General features: G+C 68.3%; 17 protein-coding genes. 8 read left to right on the top strand and 9 right to left on the bottom strand.

All coding sequences use genetic code 11. From position 1 onward, the window contains the following. Positions 1-31: 31 nt before the first annotated feature. The 4 genes from NS2_RS29835 to NS2_RS29850 all read right to left on the bottom strand — a co-directional run bounded on the left by NS2_RS29835 (position 32) and on the right by NS2_RS29850 (position 4,067). Positions 32-541 carry a winged helix-turn-helix transcriptional regulator gene (locus NS2_RS29835; RefSeq protein WP_045440280.1) on the bottom strand — a complete coding sequence of 170 codons (510 nt, stop codon included), beginning with the start codon at positions 539-541 and terminating at the stop codon, positions 32-34. Further along, entirely contained in the window at positions 538-2,787 is a 2,250-nt protein-coding gene (locus NS2_RS29840) for a molybdopterin-dependent oxidoreductase (protein WP_033090649.1), read from the bottom strand. The genes NS2_RS29835 and NS2_RS29840 overlap by 4 nt, the downstream gene beginning before the upstream one ends. A gap of 40 nt (positions 2,788-2,827) precedes the next feature. Continuing rightward, positions 2,828-3,472 (bottom strand): pentapeptide repeat-containing protein, encoded by a 645-nt coding sequence (locus tag NS2_RS29845; RefSeq protein WP_033090650.1) that lies wholly within the window; start codon positions 3,470-3,472, stop codon positions 2,828-2,830. A gap of 103 nt (positions 3,473-3,575) precedes the next feature. Further along, positions 3,576-4,067 carry a MarR family winged helix-turn-helix transcriptional regulator gene (locus NS2_RS29850; protein ID WP_045440285.1) on the bottom strand — a complete coding sequence of 164 codons (492 nt, stop codon included), beginning with the start codon at positions 4,065-4,067 and terminating at the stop codon, positions 3,576-3,578. Between the two features lie 84 nt (positions 4,068-4,151). Between NS2_RS29850 and NS2_RS29855 the strand changes: the two genes are divergently transcribed. The 3 genes from NS2_RS29855 to NS2_RS29865 all read left to right on the top strand — a co-directional run bounded on the left by NS2_RS29855 (position 4,152) and on the right by NS2_RS29865 (position 7,815). After that, positions 4,152-5,951: an ABC transporter ATP-binding protein gene (locus NS2_RS29855; RefSeq protein ID WP_081986281.1), complete on the top strand. Its 1,800-nt coding sequence runs from the start codon at positions 4,152-4,154 to the stop codon at positions 5,949-5,951. Between the two features lie 146 nt (positions 5,952-6,097). Further along, positions 6,098-6,889, top strand: a complete 792-nt coding sequence (locus NS2_RS29860) for an SDR family NAD(P)-dependent oxidoreductase (protein ID WP_033090652.1) — start codon at positions 6,098-6,100, stop codon at positions 6,887-6,889. A gap of 143 nt (positions 6,890-7,032) precedes the next feature. Next, positions 7,033-7,815: a VOC family protein gene (locus NS2_RS29865; protein WP_033090653.1), complete on the top strand. Its 783-nt coding sequence runs from the start codon at positions 7,033-7,035 to the stop codon at positions 7,813-7,815. A 60-nt stretch (positions 7,816-7,875) separates the two neighbouring features. Here NS2_RS29865 and NS2_RS29870 read toward each other — a convergent pair whose 3' ends face one another. After that, positions 7,876-9,009, bottom strand: coding sequence for a lipase family protein (locus NS2_RS29870; RefSeq protein ID WP_033090654.1), 1,134 nt, complete (start codon positions 9,007-9,009; stop codon positions 7,876-7,878). Between the two features lie 118 nt (positions 9,010-9,127). Between NS2_RS29870 and NS2_RS29875 the strand changes: the two genes are divergently transcribed. Next, positions 9,128-9,772 carry a TetR family transcriptional regulator gene (locus tag NS2_RS29875; RefSeq protein ID WP_071344322.1) on the top strand — a complete coding sequence of 215 codons (645 nt, stop codon included), beginning with the start codon at positions 9,128-9,130 and terminating at the stop codon, positions 9,770-9,772. 10 nt (positions 9,773-9,782) lie between these two features. On the opposite strand, the gene NS2_RS29880 is transcribed toward NS2_RS29875, so the two are convergent. Beyond that, complete coding sequence (locus NS2_RS29880) at positions 9,783-10,937, bottom strand: erythromycin esterase family protein (RefSeq protein WP_033090655.1); 1,155 nt, start codon at positions 10,935-10,937, stop codon at positions 9,783-9,785. 93 nt (positions 10,938-11,030) lie between these two features. Here NS2_RS29880 and NS2_RS29885 point away from each other — a divergent pair, with 93 nt between their 5' ends. Beyond that, positions 11,031-11,753: a TioE family transcriptional regulator gene (locus tag NS2_RS29885; RefSeq protein ID WP_033090656.1), complete on the top strand. Its 723-nt coding sequence runs from the start codon at positions 11,031-11,033 to the stop codon at positions 11,751-11,753. Positions 11,754-11,772: 19 nt separating this feature from the next. Here NS2_RS29885 and car read toward each other — a convergent pair whose 3' ends face one another. Both car and NS2_RS29895 read right to left on the bottom strand, forming a co-directional pair. Next, the gene (car, locus tag NS2_RS29890) at positions 11,773-15,303 is read right to left on the bottom strand and encodes a carboxylic acid reductase (RefSeq protein ID WP_033090657.1); all 3,531 of its coding nucleotides are present in this window, start codon (positions 15,301-15,303) and stop codon (positions 11,773-11,775) included. Positions 15,304-15,474: 171 nt separating this feature from the next. Further along, positions 15,475-16,173 carry an alpha/beta hydrolase gene (locus NS2_RS29895; protein ID WP_033090658.1) on the bottom strand — a complete coding sequence of 233 codons (699 nt, stop codon included), beginning with the start codon at positions 16,171-16,173 and terminating at the stop codon, positions 15,475-15,477. A gap of 83 nt (positions 16,174-16,256) precedes the next feature. On the opposite strand from NS2_RS29895, the gene NS2_RS29900 reads away from it, so the two are divergent. The 3 genes from NS2_RS29900 (at position 16,257) to trpS (ending at position 18,880) form a co-directional block, all read left to right on the top strand. Beyond that, positions 16,257-17,162 carry an AraC family transcriptional regulator gene (locus NS2_RS29900; protein ID WP_033090659.1) on the top strand — a complete coding sequence of 302 codons (906 nt, stop codon included), beginning with the start codon at positions 16,257-16,259 and terminating at the stop codon, positions 17,160-17,162. Between the two features lie 129 nt (positions 17,163-17,291). Further along, positions 17,292-17,741, top strand: coding sequence for a hypothetical protein (locus NS2_RS29905; protein WP_033090660.1), 450 nt, complete (start codon positions 17,292-17,294; stop codon positions 17,739-17,741). An 86-nt stretch (positions 17,742-17,827) separates the two neighbouring features. Then, on the top strand, positions 17,828-18,880 hold the full coding sequence (gene trpS / locus NS2_RS29910) for a tryptophan--tRNA ligase (protein WP_228102749.1): 1,053 nt from the start codon (positions 17,828-17,830) through the stop codon (positions 18,878-18,880). Positions 18,881-18,886: 6 nt separating this feature from the next. Here trpS and NS2_RS29915 read toward each other — a convergent pair whose 3' ends face one another. Continuing rightward, positions 18,887-20,188 carry a family 1 glycosylhydrolase gene (locus NS2_RS29915; RefSeq protein ID WP_033090665.1) on the bottom strand — a complete coding sequence of 434 codons (1,302 nt, stop codon included), beginning with the start codon at positions 20,186-20,188 and terminating at the stop codon, positions 18,887-18,889. Positions 20,189-20,297 lie beyond the last annotated feature (109 nt).

The following is a 20,297-nucleotide window of genomic DNA, read 5'->3' on the forward strand; positions in this document are numbered from 1 at the left end:
GGTGCTGCTTATCTTTTCAGAATTTCTCTTGTTAGGCGGATTCCGGATCAGTGAATCTTCCTGTGGCCATGGCAGATTCGCGTAGGCGTGAAGGGAACCCCGGGCCCAATTGAGCTGAAATGTCTTTGTGGCGTAGCGGTTCTCGACAATGGGAGCAGACCACTTCGGCGTGGGTGTCGTGGTCGCATGTGGCGTGGTGGAGGATTATCGGTTTGCCGGTGGCGGGGGCCAGGTAGCGGTCGCCCCAGGCCATCATGGCCGCGATTACGGGGAAGAAGTCGCGGCCTTGGTCGGTCAGTAGGTATTCGTGGCGGACCGGGCGATCCTGGTAGGGGACCTTGGTCAGGAGGCCGGCTTCTACCAGGCGGGTGAGGCGTTGGGTGAGGATATTTCGGCTCAGGCCCAGGGTGGTTTCGAAGTCGTCGAAACGCTTTGCGCCGTAGAAAGCTTCGCGCAGGATGAGGGGCGTCCACCAGTCGCCCAGCAGGTCTACCGTGCGGGCGACGGTGCACGGCCAGTTCGCGAAACTCGTTCGTTTCATGCGGTCACGGTATCCAGGCGGGCGGGGACGTATTTGTGCCAGGGGGTGCCGACCCATTCGTCGCGGTCGTCGAAGGAGGTCAGTTCGTTCGGGGCGGCGCCGGTGGTGATTTCGGTGCCGTCGGCGGCGGCGACCGAGAGCCCGAAGCCGTTGGGCAGGGAGAGGTGGCCGGGGCGCATGCGGTCGGTGGGTTCGACGGGGACCTGGGCGGTGCCGCGACGGGTGGTGATGCGAACCAGGTCGCCCGCGGTCAGGCCGAGGCGGTCGGCGTCGGTGGTGCTGATGCGGAGGGTCCCGGCGGCATCGCGCTTGCGCCAGGCTGGATCTCGGAAGATGGTGTTGGCGGTGAAGGCGCGCCGCTCGCCCGCCGAGAGGATGAACGGCCAGTCGGCCAGGTCCTCGGGAACATCCGGCAGGGTCGCCACCACGTCCAGGAGTTCCGGGATCTCCAGGCGGATCACCTTGTCGCGCACTCGGTTCCACGTCTCGGCGTAGTCGTCCTCGGAGATGACGACGCCGTGCTTGCCCTCGAGGATCGCCGTGAACAGCCGCTCCCCCGCCTCCAAACCCGTTCCATACCCGGCGCGTTCGACGCTGGCCGGGAACCTGCGCACCATGTTGTAGGCCGCCGCCCACAGCAGCGCGGCCGACGCGGCACCGTCGGGCAAGGTCTCCCCCAGCGTGCGGTACAGCAGCACGGGCGCGAGTTTCGACCGCGAAGGATCGCCGAGGATCCCCAGGAACGCCATGGCGAAGGCCTCGCGGCCCTGGGCGAGCGCGGCGCGCAATGGCGCGTAATCCGCCTCACCCACAACCCCTGCGGCTTCGGCCAGGCGGGCGTGGATCTCGGGTTCGGGAAGTACGCCCTCGGGCGCGGGCAGGACCGGGTGACGCAGGTGGAAGATATTGCGCGGGAAGTCGAAGTTGAAGAATGTGGCCTCGTACTTCTCGAACTGGGTGGCGGCGGGCAGGACGTAGTCGGCGAGGCGGGCCGTCTCGGTCATGGCCACGTCGATGACGACCACCAGTTCCAGCGCTTCCAGGGCCTCGCGCATCCGAGCCGAATCCGCCAGCGAGTGAGCGGGATTCGCGGACTCGATGAGCATGGCGCGGTAGCGGGCGGGGTGATCGGTGAGGATCTCCTCGCTGATCACATTGCACGGCACCAGACCACTGACGATGTGCGCGCCGACCACCGGGGACTTGGGGCCCTCCCCCGCCGGATGCCCGCGATCGTGACCGATATTCGTCAGCCTGGTGAAAGCGTATTGGGTGCCGGGCTTTCCGACATTGCCGGTCAGAATCCACACCAGCTTCTCGACGTAGCTGACCACGGTCGAGTAGCGGTTCATCTGGACACCGAGGTCCTCGAGCGCGGCGACCGAGCTCGCCCGGGCCAGGCGGTGAGTCGCGGCGGTCACCAGGTCGAGGTCGACATCGGCAATGGCACAGTACTTTTCGATCGGAACCGCACGCAGCACCGGCAGCACGGCGTCGAGCCCGACGGTGTGCTCGGCCAGCCACTCGTGATCGATCAGGTTGTCGCGCAACAGGATCGCAGCCATGGCCGACAACAGGTAGACATCGGTGCCGGGTCGCAGCTGCAGGTGGAAGTCCGCCAGCTCGGCGGTCTCGGTGCGCACCGGATCGAGCACGATCATCGACCGTGCCGGGTCCTTGGCGATCTCTTTGAGCACCGTGCGCGCCCGCGGAAAGCCATGCGACTGATACGGATTCTTGCCGATGAAGAACGCCACCTCGGCGTGTTCCACATCGGCACGCATCGGATAGCCCGCCATGCGCGCGCCCACCCAGAAGTCACCGGTCTTCTCCTGCGCCAGCGCGCTCGACCGGTACTTGATGCCGTAGGCCGCCATGGTCGCGGGCGCGTACGCGCCGCCCAGGTGATTGCCCTGACCGCCGCCGCCGTAGTAGAAGATCGATTCCCCGCCGAAGTGGTGCTTGACCTCCAGCAGGCGGGCCGATACCTCGGAAATCGCGGTGTCCCAATCGATTTCCTCGAACGTCCCGTCCGCGCGCCGCCGCAGCGGCGAGGTGAGCCGACCGGTGTGACCGTTCTGGTACCGGTCCAGCTGCAGCGCCTTGTTGCAGGTATAGCCCTCCGACGCCGGGTGCAGCTTGTCGCCGCGGATCTTCTCGAAGGACCGGCCGTCCGGCCCGAGCAGCACCTGGATGCCGCAATTGCACTCGCACAGGATGCACGCCGTGGGCTGCCACTCCGTCATGTGAGGAGCGTAACTCGAGTCAGTTCAATTACGCTACTGACTACAGTTCTTTTACGGTGATCCCGAAGGAGTGGGCGAAGACGGGGGCCAGTTCGAACAGCTGGGTGTTGGTGACCGTCGCACCGGACAGCGACTCGACACCGCTGGAAACACCGATCGACCGGGCCTGACGCAGGTCGACCTTCTTCAACTTCGCATTGCGCAGCGACAGCCCGGAGATCTCCGATCCGGGGAAGGTGACCGAGGTCAGCTTGGCCTCGCTGATGTCCAGATCGCGCAGCACGCAGTCCACGAAGGTCACGTCCGAGAGCACCGCGCCGCGCAGATTCACCGAGTCGAACTTGCAGTTGTGGAAGCTCACTCGCCGCAGCGTCGAACCGAACGCCTCCACTCCGGACAGCGCGGCGAGCACGAATTCCGCATCCATCCAATTGGTTTCGGACAGATCGGTGCGGATCCAGCGGGTACTGCCCAGCCACACGTCGTTGAAGCGCGAGTACCGGAAGAAGCCGCCGGTCACGGTGGTGGCCGAGATCGCGCATTCGGTGAAGGTCACACCGCGCAACTGCGGGTCCTCCAGGGAGAGGCCCTCGAAGTGGGCGCAGTCGTAGGCACCCTCGTCGAGCAGCGTGTCCTGGCGTTCCAGGAAACGCGCGAAGGGCAGGTCGGCCAGCTCCCATGGCATAGGGGTTCCTTGTCGGGTCGAGGTGGATCGGCACGCGCGCATCCGACGGTACTCGAGCCACCCGACAGCACCCGCCGACTCGACGGCGTTCGATGCGGCCCGGCTATGACGGTCGCCGAGGTGGCGCGGACTCATCGCCCGCCAGCGTGGCGAGGAGGTCGCGCAGGGTGTGGCGTTGGTCGGGCGAGAGGACGGCGAAGATCTCCTCGGAGGCGTCGCGACGGGCCTCCCACATCCGGTCCAGGGCCTTGCGGCCGGCGGCGGTCGGGGTGACCAGGGTGGCGCGGCGGTTGGCCGGATCGGGTTGGCGGGCAACCAGATCCGCCGCGGCCAGGGCGTCGACCACGGTGGTGGCCGAGCGCGGCACGATGCCGAGATGCTTGGCCAGGGCGGACATCCGCAGCGGCTCGTCGCCGTGTTCGTCGGCGCGGCCGATGATGCGCAATGCGCGAGATTGGGCCGGGGTCAGGCCGAGAGGAGACAGTCGCGCCGACTGGGTGCGGCGCAGTCGTTTCATGGTGCGCAGGAACAGTTCGGCGAGTTCATCGTCGGGTCCGGCGGTCTCGCGCGGCTCGGTTCCGGGGCTGCTCGGCATGATCCAGAGCATAACTCATTGTCCCTGGAACAATTATGAGTCAAACTCAGTTATAGCGCGTGACTCCGTTGGAAAGGAGGCGCTATGGCTGTACAGACAGAACTTCGCCGGATCGTCCGGCTCTTTCATCCCTATCGCGGGCGGTTGGCCCTGGTCGCGGCACTCGTCGGATTGGCCTCGCTGGCCGGGCTGGCCTCACCGTTCTTGCTGCGCGGCATCATCGATGACGCCCTGCCGCACGGTCGCACCGGACTGCTGACTCTGCTGGCCGCGGGCATGATCGCCGTCGCCGCGCTGAACAGCGTGTTCGGCGTATTGCAGACCTATATTTCGACCACGGTCGGGCAGGACGTGATGCACGATCTGCGCTCGGCCGTGTACGCGCGGCTGCAGTCCATGCCGCTGTCGTTCTTCACCGCCACTCGCACCGGCGAGGTGCAGTCGCGCATCGCCAATGACATCGGCGGGATGCAGTCCACGGTCACCTCGACCATCACCTCGCTGGTCTCCAACTTCACCTCGGTCGTCGCGGCCGTCATCGCCATGTTCGCGCTGGATTGGCGGCTCACGCTGGTGTCGCTGCTGATGCTGCCGCTGTTCGTGTGGATCAGCCGCAAGGTCGGGTCCGAGCGGCGGCGCATCACCGCCGAGAAGCAGCGCAAGCTGGCGGGCATGTCGGCGATCGTGGAGGAATCGCTGTCGGTGAGCGGAATCCTGTTGGCGCGCACCATGGGCCGGTCTCCGGCGCTGGTCGCGGACTTCACGCGGGAATCGCGGGGGCTGGTGGATCTGGAGATCCGGTCCAGCATGGCCGGACGGTGGCGGCAGTCGACGATCGCGATCGTCATGGCGGCCATGCCCGCGATCATCTACTGGGCGGCCGGAATGACCGTCGCGCAGGGGCATCCGCTGGTGTCTATCGGCACATTGGTCGCGTTCACGACCTTGCAGAGCGGGCTGCTGCGGCCGACCGTCATGCTGCTGTCCACGGGTGTGGACATTCAGAGTTCGCTCGCGCTGTTCGGGCGGATCTTCGAATACCTGGATCTGCGACCGGATATCGAGGAGCCGACCCGGTCCACCCCCCTGCCCCGGCAGGTGTCCGGGGCGGTCAGGTTCGAGGCCGTCGGATTCGCCTACGATGCCGATCGAGAGGTGCTGAGCGACATCGACATCGACGTGCCCGCCGGGACGAGCCTGGCGATCGTCGGCGAGACCGGTTCGGGCAAGACGACTCTCGGGTATCTGGTGGCGCGGCTCTACGACGTCACCTCCGGGCGGGTCACCGTTGACGGCATCGATGTGCGCGAGCTGTCGTTCGCGGACCTGTCGGCCGCGGTGGGTGTCGTCTCGCAGGAGACCTACCTGTTCCACGCCTCGGTCGCCGACAATCTGCGCTTCGCCAAACCCGATGCGACGGAGGAGGAATTGCACGCCGCGGCCCGCGCCGCGCAGATCCACGAGCACATCGTGAGCCTGCCCGACGGCTACGACACCCTGGTCGGTGAACGCGGCTACCGGTTCTCCGGCGGCGAGAAGCAGCGGCTGGCGGTGGCGCGGGCCATCCTGCGCAACCCGCCGATCATGGTGCTGGACGAGGCGACCAGCGCCCTCGATACGCGCACCGAGCGGGAGGTGCAGGCGGCCATCGACGCGCTGTCGGCGAATCGCACCACCATCACGATCGCGCACCGGCTGTCCACGATTCGCGACGCCGACCAGATCGTGGTGCTCGACCGCGGCCGGGTGGTGGAACGCGGCACGCACCGGGAGCTGCTGGAGCGCAACGGGTTCTACGCCGGTCTGCTGGCGCGCGATGCGTTCGAGGACGTCGTGGGCGGCGAGGATGCGATCGCCCCGGCCGATGTGGTGCTCGAATCCTGACGAGTCCCGAGCAAAGCCCTGCCGTCCACGCCGACGGCAGGGCCTCTTTCTCCCCCTCAGCCGATACCGCAGACCAGCGACAGCATCGAACTGTCATGGCCGACACTCTCGACCGCAATCGTGGTGGCTTGTCTTATGTTGACCGGATGAATGCAGCAGCGGGTGATTTGGCGGGCCGGGTCGCATTGGTGACCGGCGGCGGACGCGGCATCGGGCGGGCGATCAGCCATGCGCTGGCCGCCCGCGGCGCGGTGGTCGCGGTCAATTGGGCGCGCGACGAGGAGTCGGCGAACAAGACTGTGGCGGAACTGAATTCGACCAGAGCCACCGCGCTGGCCGTGCACGCGCCGGTCGACGATGCGGCAGCCGTCGCCGCCATGGTCGATCGGGTCACCGCCGATCTCGGCCCGATCAGCATCCTGGTCCACAATGGCGGCATCGCCAGCCGCGGCCGCACGGTGGCCGACACCGATCCCGCGGAAGTCGAACGTCTGCTGCGTATTCAGGCCGTCGGCCCGCATCACCTGACCAAGCTGGTGCTCCCCGAGATGCGCAGGTGCGCGCGCGGCGACATCGCGATGATCAGCAGTGTTGCCGCACATGCGCTGGGCGCCAATGGAGCTCCGTACAACATGGCCAAGGCCGCCCTGGAAGCCCTGGCGCACACCCTCGCGAAAGAGGAGTCCGCCAACGGGATTCACGTGAACATCGTCGCCCCGGGCCTGGTCGCCTCCGATATGGGCGACCGGCTCACCGCCGCGCTGAGCGGGGGCAGCCTGCGCCACGCCGCCGACCTCGACGACACCTCGCCCTTCGGTCATGTCTGCCGCCCGGAGGAGGTCGCCGAGGTGGTCGCGTTCCTGGTCTCCCCCGCGGCGGGCTATCTCACCGGCCAGCGCATCGTGGTGGACGGCGGCGCGTATCCGCATCGCGCCTGACCCCGGGTCCACCACCGGGTGAATATTCGACATCGGTTCACGACCAGTCGGTATTCCACGACCGAATTGCCGGAAAGGATGGTTAGCTGGCCGGGTGCCTGCGTTCCGGCAGGCCGCCACCGACCGTTTACGGGAGGACGCCCATGCCCACCACCGACAAAGCTTGGCCACAAGGAACTCCGTGTTGGGTCGACTGCTCGGTCGACGATCCCGCCGCCGCGCGGGACTTCTACTCCCAGCTGCTGGGCTGGGATGTGCTCGACTCTCCGCCCGAAGCGGGCGGATACCTGATGGCGATGCTCGACGGCCGCCCGGCCGCCGGCATCGGGCCCAAGATGGGTGAGGTCGCCATGCCGTCGGTGTGGACCACCTATTTCGCCGCCGACAGCGCCGATGCCGTCGCGGGCTCGGTGCAGGCGGCGGGCGGCGCGGTGTTCATGCCGCCGTTCGACGTCATGGATGTGGGCCGCATGTTCGTGGCCGCGGATCCGGCGGGCGCGGTATTCGGTGTGTGGGAAGCCAAGGCGCACACCGGGGCCGGGATCTTCAACGAGCCGGGCGCCTACTGCTGGAACGATCTGCACACCGGCGCGTACGTGCCGTCGCAGGACTTCTACACCCGGGTCTTCGGCTGGAAGTACGACGAGATCGGCAGCGAGCAGATGCCGTACTCGACCTTCGCCGGACCCGACGGCCGTCCGATGGGCGGCATCGGCGACTCGACCGGCCAGCCGGGCTCGGACGCCGCCTACTGGCTGACCTGGTTCCAGGTCGCGGGCACCGACGCCGCCGTGATGAAGGCCAAGGAGCTCGGCGCGACGATTCTCGGTGAGCCCGCCGACAGCCCGTTCGGCCGGATGGCCATCGTGGCCGGGCCGCAGGGCGAGGTCTTCGGCCTGATCGACACCACGGTCACCATCGGCTGACAGCGCAAAACCCCGAAGGCCGAGTGGCGTTGCGCCACTCGGCCTTTCACGTCGATACGGTCAGGCGAAGAGCCGGGCGACGAAGGGCACGCTGTCGGGCAGCGAGGCCAGCATCGCGCCGCTGTGATCCTTGCCCGGGTACACGTGCACCTCGGGATGAGTTCCCGCGGCGGCCATATCGGCGACCAGCTTGGCGGTCAGCGGCGCGGGCACGTCGGTGTCATTGGTGCCCTGGCCGATGAACAGCGGGCGATCATAACCGGTCAGCGGCACATCCATGACCGAGCGCGCCACGGCGACGAAATCGCCCTCGGCCAGCGGCTTGGACACCAGCTGGCTCAGCGAGACACCGGTGGCGCGCTCGGCGAGCGGGGTGAAGCACAGGGTCTGCGCGTCGGTCACCAGCTGCTTGCCGAGCGGCGTCAGGTAGCTGTCCAGATCGAAGTCGGGGCGCGCGGCCTTCACACCGTTGAACACGTAGGTGGCGTAGGCGGTGATGTGCGAGGAGCCGATCGCCGGGGTGTCCGGGCCGATCAGGGTCGCGGCGTCGACGACATTGGAGGCCGGGCCGGTCGCCACCGCGCCGCGGTAATCCAGTTCGGGCGCATAGCGGGTCGCGAGGGAGGCGGTGAAAACCGTTGCGCCGCCGCCCTGGGACTGGCCGATGGCCACCCACTTCGAGGCCAGCGAGGAGTCGACGGCGCGGGCGGCGCGGACCATGTCGATGGCGGCGTGGGCCTCGGCGCGCCCGTCGAGGTAGGCGTGGACGCCGGGCGTGCCCAGGCCGATGTAGTCGGTGGCCACGATGGCGTAGCCCTGCTTCATCCAGGTGGCGAGGAAGCCCATGTCGCGCTCGGTGCGGCCCGCGACCGAGGGGGCGCAGTCGTCGCCGATGCCGACGGTGCCGTGCTCCCAGGACAGCACGGGCCAGCCGCCGGGCGGCGGGGTGCCGGCGGGGGTGAACACGACGCCGGTGGAGAGTGCGGGCTGATCGGCCGAATCGCGGGTCCAGTAGGTGAGCTTGCGCGCCGAACCGGTGCCCGCGATCCATAGGTTCCCGGGTAGCGCCTCATCGCCGATGACGGCACCCGGCGCGGCGGCCGAGGCGGGCGGGTCGGCCAGGGCGGTGGCGGTCAGCGGGCCGGTGGCCAGCAGTGCCGCCGAGACCAGGGTGATCACGGTGCGTCGGGTCATCGGAGTCCTCTCGTCCTCGTCATACTTTGGTGTCACAGTGAGACACTTCAGTCAGACTATCCTGTGAAGTGTCACATTGAGACACCAGGGGTGGCGACACGAGCGACGAGAGGACGTGATGACGGCACCGACCGGATTGCGGGAACGGGAAAAGGCCAGGGTGCGAGGCGAATTGATCGATGCCGCGCTGCTGCTGTTCGAACGCCGCGGCTTCGAGCAGACCACCGTGCAGGAGATCGCCGACGCCGCCCATGTGTCGCGGCGCACCTTCCATCGCCATTTCCCCTCCAAGACGGCCGTCGTCTTCGCTCACGAGGAGGGCGTGCTGGCCTTCCTGCTGGCCGCCCTGGACCGCCGCCCGCCACACGAGGCGGTCTTCGTCGCCCTGCGCGCGGCCCTGCGCGATTTCCTGCTCGACGACACCGAATCGGAGCTGCGCCGCCACCAGGCCGACACCGCCCGCCGCGCCCGCCTGGTGCTGATCACCAATCCCCAACTGCGCCAGGAGAATTTCACCGGCACCTTCGGCCGCCGCGACGCCCTGGCCCGCAGCTTCGCCCACCGGGCGGGGCTGCCCGAGGACGATTGGCGCGCGCAACTTGCCGCCACCACGTGCTTTTCAGCCTTCGGGGTGGGCCTCGACCGGTGGGTGGCGCAGCCGGATCCCTCGGTGGGCAGCCTCTACGAGATCCTGGACACCACCGTCGCGGCGCTACAGCACGGGCTCGAAATCCCTGCGGCGGCAGCAGAAGTCGAGCCCTGAGCTGCGATGCTCAGCGGGCGGCGGGCCGGAGCACTGTCGCGCCGTCGTTGATGTGCAGTATGGCGTCGGCCCGCTCGAGGAGATCCGCGGTCAGCGGGAAGTAACCGTGCGGGACGGTGTCGGTGCGTGGCCCGGCGGTGGCTGCCACGCTGGTCGGTATCAGGCTCCAGCCGTCGGTATGGGTGTTCAGGCGGCCCTCGTAACTGTCCGGGCCGGGGGCGTCGAGTCCGAAAGACGCACTGCGGCCGAGACTTCCGGCGATGAAGGCATAGTTCACCTCCCCCAGCGCATCGATGATCGAGCCCGCGTTGGACCAGCTGTGGTCCTGACCCGCCACCGGCATGGTGGTCCGGCCGCGCTGGAGGTGCAGGTTGTGGGAGAAGACGAGGGTGGGGCCGCGATGGGCCTCGAGACGGCGGATGGCCAGCAGGTTCTGGGCCATGATGGTGTCGCGGGTGGCGATCAGCGGGGTCAGGCGTTCGTGCTGCGGCAGGGGTTGCGCGCACTGCCTGTGGTAGCGAAGCAGGGCCAGTCCGGCGGTGAGATGGGTTTCGGCCCTGAACCATTCGGCGCGGGAGGTGGCGGCGATGAGATCGGCCGCGCGGTAGTAGAGCAGAAAGAGCAGGTCTTCGCCGATACCGCGGAGCTGCTCGGCCTCGGGGGTCAGGCCGGGGGACATGGCTGGGTCCATGACCGCTTCGGTGCGGCTCCAGCGGTGGTCGTCACCGCTGAGGCCCGCGATGTCGTGATCGAGTTTCAGGTAGTCGCGGGCGTATTCGAGGTAGAGGCGCGGGCTGGGCGCGCTGAAGTTCTCGGTGGGTGCGTCGAAACCGTGGAAGGTGACGCGGTCCTGCGGCGGCCGGGTCAGATTGTGCTCGCGAATCCAGGCCACCAGTTGCTGATTGGCCTCACGGTCTCCCCATTCGTGCGAGAAGCCTTCGCGCGCAACCTGATCGAGGTTCCCCGGTCCGCCCTGGACGTAGTCGTCGACGGTCAGCGCGCGGACGCGGTCGATCTCGAGCACGATCGACCGGAAGCCGTGCTCGACCAATCGGGCGAACAGTTCGTTGCGGATGCGGGCGAAGGCCGGTTCGAGATGGGTGGGCTCACCCAGTCCGAGCAGGTCACAAGATGCGGGTACGAAGTCTCGAATGTCCTGAGTCATGTATATGAATCGTATCGTTGAAACGACGGTTGATACTTGGGTCGAAGACTCACGCTGTCAAGCCGCATCTATGCCCGGTAAACTCTCAAACCGATGATCACCCTGCGGCCATCCGACCTAGCCCGGTCACACGGCATCTCGACTCAGGCCGTGCGCAACTACGAACAGGACGGGTTCCTGCCGCCCGCCGGGCTCACCGACAGCGGTTACCGGATCTATACCCCGTTGCACGCGGCCGCCTTGGACGCCTATCTCGCGCTCGTGCGCGCCTACGGGCACGCGGCGGGCGGCCGCGTCATGACCGCGATCCACGAGGACGACCTCGACACGGCACTGCTGATCATCGATCGCGGCCACCAGCGTTCCCTCCAGGACCGCGACACCCTCGACACCGTCCACCGGGCGGTGCATCACCTGACCGCCACGCCCGCAACCGTGCCACCCGCGGAGCCCACCGCCTGGACCATCGGCGAACTGGCCCACCACCTCCAGGTCACCGCCGCCACCCTGCGCAAATGGGAACGCGCCGGAATCCTGCTCCCGGCAAGGGAATCCGGCACCGGCTACCGCCGCTACACCGCCGATGACCGCCGCGACGCCGAACTGGCGCACCTGCTGCGCCGCGGTGGCTATCCGCTCGAGCGCATAGCCACCGTGGTCGAGCAGGTGCGTGCCGCGGGCGGTACCGACTCCCTGGCCGGTGCGCTGCGGGACTGGCGAGCCCGGCTGACCGCACAGAGCCTGGCCATGCTCGACGCCTCCGGCCGCCTCGGCCACTACCTGCGGGTCCGCGAGCTCGGTCCATTCGCCGGATGACCGAGCTCGCGGGCACGCGCTAGAGCAGGCCGCGCAGCTTCAGATCCGCGACGTACTTGTCGATGAGTTCCCTTGTCAGGTGCGGGATGTCGCCGCCCGGGCCGAGTTCGGCCTGCTGGACCGCGGCGTGGAAACGCTTGGCCGGGAGCATCGATCCGGGGATGGGCACCCCCGGCCGGCGGTAGGCGTGCAGCAGCGGTTGCACCGAGGCACTGCGCTGGTGTTCGGGCAGGGTGCGCAGCGCGGTCTCGAAGCGGGTGAACCAGTCCCGGTAGTCGTCGATGCGGTCGATGGGGTGGCCGGAGTCGATGAGCCAGTCCACGAATTCGTCGAGGGAGATGCCGTCGTCGTGGGGGTTGAGCACGTCGTAGGTTTCGAAGCCCTCACGCACCTGGGCGCCCAGGACGGTGATGGCGGCGGCGGTGAAATCCGCGGGCAGGCCGTCGTAGTGGGCGCGCTGCCGGTTGCCGTGGGAATCCAAGGCGTAGAACGACTTCGGGGCCAGGCCGGTGGCCAGGACGCTGAGCAGCAGGCGGGTGAACATGTCGGGCAGGTTGAGCTGACCGGCGAATTCGCTGTGCGCCAGGATCATGTCCGAGCGGAAGACCGCGACGGGCAGCCCGCACAGCTCGTGCGCCTCGCGCAGCACGACCTCACCGGCCCACTTGCTGTTGCCGTAGCCGTTGGCGTAGCCGTCGTCGACGGCGCGCACGGCGCTGATCTCACGGATATCGCCGTCCTCGGTGAAGACGCCCGGGTCGATCTGCGCGGCGACCGCTACCGTGGACAGGTAGGTGACCGGCTTGCGGACGGTGGTGAGCGCCAGGCGGATCACCTCGGCGGTGCCGACGACATTGGGGCCGAACAGCTGACCGTAGGGCAGCACGTGGTTGACCAGCGCCGCCGGGTGCACGATGAGGTCGACGGTGTCGGCTAGTTCCTGCCAATCCGCCTGGCCCAGCCCGAGATTCGGTTCGCCGATATCGCCGGGCAGCACCCGCAGCCGACGGGCCGCCAACTCACGGTAGCGCTGCGTCAGCTCAGGGTCGCCGCTGTCGAACACCTCGTCGAGACGCTGCCGCGCGGCCTCGGCGTCCCGGCCGCGAACGACGCAGACGAGCGTGCCGTCCGTATCGTCCAGTCGCTCCAGCCATTCCAGGCACAGGAAGCGGCCGAGGTAGCCGTTGGCACCGGTCAGCAGGACGGTGCGCGGTGGTTGCGGCGCGAGCGGTAGCGCGGGCGCGGCGGCCAGGGTCGCGGCGTCGATGAACCGGTCGAGGGTGAGGTCGGCGGCTCGAATCTCGCTGCCGCCGTGGATGGTTGCCGCGGTGGGCCGGGAGCCGCCGGAGTCCCGCTCGGCCTCGATGTGCGCGGCCAGTTCGGTCAGGGCGTTGGCCGGGCTGACGATGACGCCCACCGGCACCTCGACGCCGAATATCTCGGCCAGCAGCGTCGAGAACGACAGTGCCGACAGCGAATCCCCGCCCAGATCGGTGAAGTGCGCGTCCGGCGGAGGTTGCGTGCCGCCGAGTACCGCGCGGGCGGCGCGGCACACCGTTTCGAGCACCGGCAGTTCGGCCGCTTCCCGGCGCAGGGTGGCCAGCTCGTCGCGCTGCCGCTGCGCCTGCTCGTCGTACATCTGCTCGAGGCGAGCGCCGTAGCGCTCCCTCAGCTTGGGCCGCAATAGTTTCGCGATCCCGGACAGCAGCCCGTTCTCCTGCGTGAACGGCTCGTCCTCGACGATGAAATCCCTCGGGATCTCGTAGGATTCGAGCTCGGCGTCCCTGGCGATCTGCCGCAGCGATTCGGCGATGGCCGCGGTCCGCTCGGCGGGCGCGAGCGCGCGGGCGGCCGCGGTGGGCACGATCACGGCCAGCAGGTGCGAGCGCTCACCGGAACCGTGCACGAAGATCTGGGCGATGAGCGGGCTGGTCGCGTAGACGGCCTCCAGCTTGGACACCGCCACGAACTCGCCCTGCGACAGTTTCAGCACGTTGTTGCGCCGATCCACGAAGACCAGATGGTCGGGGCGGACCTCGGCGACGATATCGCCGGTGCGGTAGAAGCCGTCCGCGTCGAAGATCTCCGCGGTCACGTCGGGACGCTTGAAATAGCCGGGGATCTGCTGGGTGGACTTCACCAGCAGCTCTCCGCGCGGGTGCGGCTTGTCGGTGGAGAAGTAGCCGAGTTCGGGTACGTCGGCGAGCTTGTAGTCGATCACGGGCGGGCGGCGGATCTCGTTGTCGATGAGGATGCCGCCGCCGGCCTCGGTGGAGCCGTAGCCGTCGATGACCGGTTGCCCCATGACCGAGCGCATGAACTCCTTCATCTCCGCGGAGACCGGTGCGCTGCCGACCATGACCCGGACCAGCCGCCCGCCCAGGAACTCCTCGCGCAGCGCGGTTTTCACGGCCGCATCGGCGTCCTCGACGGACTCCCCCGCGGCCGTGCGGCGCTGGACCTCGCTCTGACAGCGCTGGAACAGCATGTCGCACACCCGGGGCACGAAGAACACCTCGGTGGGCCGGACCAGGGCGATGTCCTCGAACAGGGTCGACATATCGCTGGAGGCGGCGAAGTACGCCGTGCCGCCGCGCGCGAAGGTCCCCGACAGCACCATGCGGCCCGCCACGTGGCTCAGCGGCATGTAGCAGAAGTTCATGACCGGGGCCGGAATCACGTTGGGGCCCAACCACATTCCGGTAACCAGGCGATGCGGGTAGATCGCGCCCTTGGGTGTCCCGGTGCTGCCCGAGGTGTAGATGAGCAGCGCGACCTCGTCCTCGTCGGCGGGCACGTGCAGCGGGACCGCGGGCAGCGTCGCGCCCCGCTCGAGCACGGCGGCAAGGGATTCCAGCGTGATCGTGCTTCCCGATGCCGCTATGCGATCCCGGGCGCCGACGAGGATCTCGGCCTGCCGATCCTCCTCGGGTTCGAAATCGAAGACCACGATCGAGGTGACCGGCGAGCCGTCCAGGACGACGTCCAGCGCGGAATCGAGCAGCTCCAGACTGACCGCCAGGGTCCGCGCCCCGGTCTCCTCGATGATCGAGCGCCATTGCGCTGCGGCGGCATTGGCCTGCAACGGCACCGTCACCAGCCCCTGCCGGATGGCGGCGATCTCCAGGGCCGCGAAGTCACCGCTGCCGAAGCCGAGTACACACAGGAAATCCCCTGCACGCAGGGGATTTCGCTCGTCGTGCTGCCAGGCGGCGGCGATCGCCCCGGCCCGCGACCACAGCTCCGCGTAGGTGATGGTCCGGTATTCGGGCAGCAGTCGCCGGATGCGCCGCCCGTCCGCGCCGGTCACGATCTCGGCGGCGCGCTCGCCGATGGCCGGGCGTTCGGCATAGCCCACCATGAGCACCTCGACCGCGCGGGCCAGTCCCAGTCCGGGCTGCCGGGCCGCCTCGCTCACCTCGGGCAGCGGCATGGCCACCCGGACCTGCTCGTCGGCGAGCACCTTCTCGAAGAGTTTCGCGACTTCGGCCTGTAGCAGCCGTTCGGCGATGCGCCGGTGGATCTCGGCCCGCGCGGTGTCCTCGACCATCAATTGCCTCCCTGGATCCTCGCCATCTTGAACCGCGAATCGCGTTCGGGCGACAGGATTTCTCCCAGTCGATTAGATTAGCTAACTATTCCACGATGCGCGGGCGAAGGAGGAAAGTCAAGGCCCCCGCGGCGCGCCCCCTTCCAGGGTGCGCCGCGGGCCGGTCGAGTGCTAGTCGTAGCCGAGATCGGCGACGGCGGCGTCGATCAGATCGGCGAGCGCGACCGGCTGCGAGGCCGGGGAGGCATGGCTCGCGGCCAGCTCCACGGTGCGGCGCGGGTTCATGCGCTCGGCCATGCGACGCTCGTTGTCCGGATTGATCATTCGATCCTCGGTCGAGACCTGATACCAGGACGGCTTGGACCGCCAGGCCGGGACGGTGACCGTATCGCCGAAGACCGAACCGAGCGGAGCCTTCTGGGTGACGGCCATGACCAGCGCCTCGTCCTCGGGCAGGTCCTGGGCGAAGCTGCCGTGGAATTTCTCCTGGTCGATCCACGCGTAGCCGTCGGAATCGGGTGCGATGGCGTCGCCCGCGGCGGGCGGGAGCTGCTCGGTGAGCCGCCCCAGGCTCTCCCCCGTGTCCGGCGCGAAGGCGGCGACATAGACCAGGCCCTCGACATTGGGCAGGTCCCCGGCCTCGGTGATGACCGCGCCGCCGTAGGAGTGTCCCACCAGCAGCACCGGTCCGGCGATCTGGCACACCATCTTCCGCGTGCGCTCGGCATCGTCGGCCAGCGAGGTGAGCGGGTTCTCCACCGCGTGCAGCGACTCGTAGCCGCGCCGCCGCAGTTCCACGATCAACTTGGCCCAGTGGGCCGCGCCGCCCCAGAATCCGTGCACCAGAACGATCGCGGGCTTGTCCGCCATGGCGTGTCTCCTTGCGTAATGACGATCCTTGCGCGCTTCCCGGGTTGCGAGATCTACGCTATTCGGATGATGGAGCAAAGACCATGACGGATTCGCCGCGAAACTTTGCCGATTCACCGGACGGTGGGGAGGCCGGTGGGCTGGATGCGCTGTCGGAGATCCTCGAGACCGTGCGGCTGCGCGGCCGGTCCGTCACCCGCCACGACGCCGAACCCGGTGCACCGCTGCGTGTTCCGAGCGGCCGCCGGGTGCTCCACATCGTCGAGCGGGGCACGGTCCGCATCCGGGTGGACGGTGAATTCGCGGACACCGGCGTGCATTCCGGTGACATGGTGGTGCTGGCCCGCGGTGACGCCCACACGCTGGAAGCCCTCGACGGCCCGGCCCGCTGGGTGACGGGTTCCTTCCAGGTCGACGAACCCCAGGCCGCCCCACTGCTTTCCGTGCTGGCCCCGGCCATCACCATCTCCGGCACCGGTCCCGGCCGCGCATGGCTGCCGCTGAGCCTGGATCTGCTGCTGGCCGAGGTCACCGATCCGCGCCCGGGGGCGGCGGCCATGATCTCGCGCATTCTGGATCTGCTGTTCATCCACGCCCTGCGCGCCTGGTCCACCGATGCCGCCGCGCCCGGCTGGCTCACCGCCGCACTCGATCCCGCGCTGGCCCCGGTGCTGACCGCCATCCATCGCTTCCCCGCCGCCCCGTGGTCGGTCTCGGATCTGGCGGCGCTGGCGGCCATGTCGCGCACCACCTTCACCGACCGCTTCACCCGCCGCCTGGGCCGCTCACCCGCCGCGTATCTGGCCGACCGGCGACTGGCCCGGGCGGCAACCCTGCTGCGCAGCACGACGATTCCCATTGCCGCGCTGGCGCATCAGGTCGGCTACGACTCCGAGGCGGCGTTCAGCCGGGCCTTCCGGCGCAAGTACGACGTGCCTCCGCTGCGCTACCGCAAGGGCGAGGGCACCGGCTCGGGCGGCCGGCCCTAACTCGGCCGGACGGGTCCGACCCGGGTGCCGGTCGAGCCGGCGGACGGGCCGTGCCGGCGGCGGCGAGCACGGTGTGGCCCGATGGGTCACACTCGAACGGCACGTATCCGACGATCCGATCCAGGAATCATGCAGAACCTTCCCGATAACGACCTGCGCACCGAATCCCCTGTGCGCTACCGGATGTCGAACAGCTCCGCGTTCTGGCTGCTGGCCGTCGCACTGGGGCTGCTGCTGTTCGCGTCGGCCGCGCCGTCGCCGATGTATCCGGTGTATCAGCAGATGTGGCATTACTCGTCGCTGGTGTCGACGGGGGTGTATGCCGCCAATGCCATTGCGCTGCTGGTCACCCTGCTGTTCGACGGGTCGCTGTCCGATCACATCGGGCCGCAACCCGCACACCGCACTGGCCGGGCACCTGTGCCCCGCGCCCTGCCCGGGCTCGGTCGCGCCCATGCCGCGCGCGGTGTCGGCGCACCCGTGACATATGCCCCGGGACGCGGCGCACGCGGCTTGTTAAGGTGGACACGTGATTTCCACCCGGCAGGCTTGGCGTCGGCTGCGCTAGCAGCCCGATGAACCATGACCACGGGCTGTACGCAGCCCGTGTCCCCCGACCGGACCGGCAGCTCGTGCAGTCCTCGATGACCTTCAGGAGTTGTACGGTGACCACCCCCTCGGATTCCCTCAATGCCACCCGCGACCGCAGCGACGAGCTCGCCGCCGAAGTGGCCGCCCATCCCGGCCGCTTCCGCGTCCTCACCGGCGAACGGCCCACGGGCAGACTGCATCTGGGCCACTACTTCGGCACCATCCGGGAACGGGTGCGGTTGCAGGGCCTGGGTGTCGACCTGTTCGTGATCCTGGCCGACTACCAGGTCATCACCGACCGCGACACCCTCGGCCAGGTCCGCGACAACGTCTACAGCGCGGTCCTCGACTACGCCGCCGCCGGGATCGACATGAGCACGGCGACCGTCTTCACCCATTCGGCGGTGCCCGCCCTCAATCAGCTCATGCTGCCGTTCCTGAGCCTGATCACCGAGTCCGAGCTGCACCGCAATCCGACGGTCAAGGCCGAACTCGCCGCCTCCGAGCGGGCGCTGAGCGGGCTGATGCTCACCTACCCCGTCCATCAGGCCGCCGACATCCTGTTCTGCAAGGGCAATCTGGTGCCGGTCGGCAAGGATCAGCTCCCCCATCTCGAGGTGACCCGGGTCATCGCCCGCCGCTTCAACGAACGCTACGGCCGGGTCTTCCCCGAACCCCAGGCCCTGCTCACCTCCACCCCCGAGATTCCGGGCCTCGACGGCCGCAAGATGTCCAAGAGCTACGGCAATGCCATCTCCCTGTCGATGACCGCCGACGAGACGGCGAAACTGATCCGGCGTGCCCCCACCGACTCCGAGCGGCGCATCACCTTCGATCCCGGCACCCGCCCCGGCGTCTCCGCCCTGCTCACCACCGCCGCCCTGTGCCTGGGCAGCGACGAGCACACCCTCGCCGACAAGCTCGGTGACGGTGGCGGCGCGGCCCTCAAGAAACTGGCCACCGACGCGGTCAACGACTACTTCGCCGCCCACCGGGCCCGCCGCGCCGAACTGGCCGCCGACCCCGATTACGCGAGCACCCTGGTGCGCGCGGGCAATCGACGCGCCAACGAGATCGCCGAACGCACCCTCGACGAGGTGCGCGCGGCCATGGGGACCGTGTACTGATCGGGTTCAGGGTGCGGTGATCGGGGTGTCGCAGCTGGCCGGCGGATCGACCAGTTCGCACGCGGCGGGTGTGCGGAAGGGTCGATAGTCGGCGGGCACACCGTTGGCGGCGATGATCGCGTGGTAGGTGTCGACCGCGTCGGTGGGGACGCGGGTCAGCGCCGGATCGGTGCGCACGTTCACCGTGTAGAGGCCGAATCTCGGTGTGTAGGAGGACCACTCGTAGTTGTCGGTCAGGCTCCAGTAGTTGTAGCCGATGACGTTCATGCCGTCGGCCTTCGCGCGCTGGAGCCAGTAGACGGTGTCGCGCAGATGCTCGGAGCGGGTGTAGCCGTCCGCGCGCGGCCGCCCGTTCTCGGTGGGCATGCCGTTCTCCACGATCCACAACGGCTTACCCGGGAACCGCCGCGAATAGTGTTGCAGCGCATAGTAGATACCCTCCGGACGGACCGGGAGATCCCACATGCCCGCCGGTGCGGTGAGCGCGGCGAGCTCCGGCGGTTCGTAGCCGAAGTAGTAGTCGACGCCGACGAAATCGAGCCTGTCGCCGATCAGGTCCAGCAGCGGTCCGTTGACCTGTGACTCCGCACCGGCGACGTAGCCGACATTGCTGGTCACCCAGGCGTTCGGCTGTACCCGATGGATGTAGTCGTAGATCCCGTTGTGCGCCTGCGCGACTCGATACAGCATCCGGTCGGCATCGGTCCCGTTCTGCCGCACCTCGTGCATGATGTAGGCGACCGGCTCGTTGACGGTCACCCAGATCGGATCGCGCCCCGCGAAGTGATCCACGACCTTCCGCATGTTCGCCAGCCAGTCGGCCACCATGCCGGGTGCGCCCCAGCCGCCCCGATCGACTTCCCACCCCGGATACACCCAGTGATCCAGGGTCAACATGGGCCGCATACCGGCCGCGACGATGGCATCGACCACCTTGTCATAGAAGGCGAAAGCAGCCGGATCCCACACTCCCGGCGTGGGTTCCAACCGCGCCCATTCCAACCCGATCCGAAATACCCTGACCCCCAGCTGCGCGGCCGAGTCGATATCGGACCGAAACCGGTCCCGGAAATCGACGGAATCCCCGAGCCGGTCCCAGCCCGCATTGGCCTCGATATAGCGGGTCCAATTGCTATCGGGTGACTGCCCTTCGGACTGAAACCCGGAAGCCGCCACACCCCAGAGAAATCCGCTCCCGAGCACACCGGCCCGCCATTCCGGCGCGGTACGCGCGGCCCCGGGGACCAACAGCAGGATGGCGGCCAAAACGAGTCCGGTCACGGACACACAACGAAATCGAGTGCGCATCAGCACATCCCCAGGACCAGCACTCGAAACGAGCGAATTCGGTAACTAACTCCTGGATAGCTGACGTTTATTGCGGGAATGTGCCAGGTCGATAGTGGTTTGGCACCAA

This window comes from Nocardia seriolae NBRC 15557, from assembly GCF_007990715.1.
Lineage (GTDB): Bacteria > Actinomycetota > Actinomycetes > Mycobacteriales > Mycobacteriaceae > Nocardia > Nocardia seriolae.